The following is a 1,826-nucleotide window of genomic DNA, read 5'->3' as shown; positions in this document are numbered from 1 at the left end:
TGTATCCCCTATTTTTGTATTTAACTCTGTTTTAGCAGTTTCTATATTGCTTGCTAATTCTGCTTTAGTTGTATCTATTTTAGTGTCTAGGTCCTGTAAATCTTTTAATGTGGCAAAGATTATTGTTGGGTCAATTTTAAGTTCTATATTATTTACATTAGATACAACAAAGATAGTTTTTACTTTCATGTCAATTACTGCTCCATCTTCCACTTTAGGTTTATATGCTGACCTATACTTTGATATAGCTAGTAAATTACCTTCGGTATCTAAATAACCTATTTCTCTAACTACAAATCCACCAGCACTAGCGGGTATTAGACTCTCTAAAATCAAGCAGTTTGTCATGCTTTCATCAGTCTTGACATTCCCCACTTTGCCTTCCCAAACTACGTTTTTTAATATAGTTTGTTCCTCTGTAGGATTATACTCATTTCCTCCACCATCTCCAAGTTGAATCTTAACAAAATCAACTTTTTCACCTACTAAACTTGCATTTGCTATCTTAGCCTTACCTATATTTGTTAATATTGTGTAGTAACTTTTATCTGTAGCCAAACTACCACCTCCTATCTAATAAATTGTAATCTCTTGGTATCCACAACCATTACCACTAAGTATGTTAATCTCCCCTTGAGTTTCTATATCACTAGGTGACCATGGGTAAATTGTAATCTCATGTCCTGTAATAGTAGTTGCACCAAAATTCATATAATTATCTTTACTGACTAGCACTCTAGTATAATCAAGACTCATATTACAAGGTTTGATGCTACTTACAAAAGAATGAACTTCCTCAAACCAATCTTGATTTCTTGCATCACTTTCTAAATGTATATTATAAGTAGAATTATTTATAGTTAACTCATAATTACCTTCTCCAACAATTGAATCTAGCCAGTTCCTAAGAAATCTCTCTGAATAAGGTAATTTACTTATATATCTACTAAAAATCCTAAATCTTCTATCCTCTAAAGTTTCATTTGATTTGAGAGTTATAGACATTATCTTTTCCCATCTTTTTATACCACTTGGAGTTAAATCGTCTAAAAACTGGTCATTTGATAGGTCCTTTAATTTGTCATGTAGCGTTTTTATTTCTTTGTTTTCTGCATTAAATACTTTTATATATTCTTCTTTATCTTGAAGTATTTGTGGTAAGTAATCTATTAAATTAATCTCTTTATCCAACTACTTCACCTCTTACTACTATAGAATCTTTATCAACACTAAAATTTGATGCAACATCATTTATCATTGTGTTTGCAATGTCTAATACTCCATCTATACTTAACAAACGAGTTTCTATCTGAGATATACGGACTATTAAGTTTTCTTCATCTTCCCAACTCATGTTAAGTTCATTTAAATAGTCATCAACTGCTTCTTCTGCTATAGTCTTTATATTCTCCCATGTATATCCACTCTTATATGTTATCTCTGCTGATATGTTTATAGTTGTACTTGTAACCCCTTCAACAGTTACTCGGTGTCCAATCGGTGCTAATCCAAGACCTTCTCCATGGTGCTCAATTGGGTCAATTTCTTCTTGAACTAAATTAACTAAATCCTCTGATGGTACTTTAAAATTAGAGTTAATTATTACTAACTTAACAGTGCCTCCACCACTCCAAGTTGGATAAACTTTAACTCCTCCAATGTCAGGCAATTTATTAACTTCATCCTTGTAATTTTGAATATTCCCTCCAAAACTCTGTGAATTTAGGCTATCATAATATCTTTGTCTTAGACTGTCTTCTGATTCTTCATCTTCTCCATTTATCAGTATTTCTGTTAATTCAGCAGTTTCTAATTTGTCTATATAT

General features: G+C 31.5%; 3 protein-coding genes. All 3 read right to left on the bottom strand.

The window, feature by feature from the left end; all coding sequences use genetic code 11:
- Positions 1 to 558 (bottom strand): phage tail protein (locus KGF50_RS21320; RefSeq protein WP_227849917.1); only part of this gene is annotated, 558 nt, incomplete at its 3' end.
- A 15-nt stretch (positions 559 to 573) separates the two neighbouring features.
- On the bottom strand, positions 574 to 1,191 hold the full coding sequence (locus KGF50_RS21315; protein ID WP_227849916.1) for a YmfQ family protein: 618 nt from the start codon (positions 1,189 to 1,191) through the stop codon (positions 574 to 576).
- On the bottom strand, positions 1,184 to 1,826 hold a 643-nt coding region (locus KGF50_RS21310), incomplete at its 5' end, for a baseplate J/gp47 family protein (protein WP_227849915.1). The genes KGF50_RS21310 and KGF50_RS21315, both read right to left, overlap by 8 nt.

Origin of the sequence: Clostridioides sp. ZZV15-6598 (assembly GCF_020657705.1) — a bacterium.
In the GTDB taxonomy this organism is placed as follows: Bacteria; Bacillota; Clostridia; order Peptostreptococcales; family Peptostreptococcaceae; genus Clostridioides; species Clostridioides difficile_F.
This window is presented reverse-complemented; position numbering and strand designations above follow the sequence as displayed.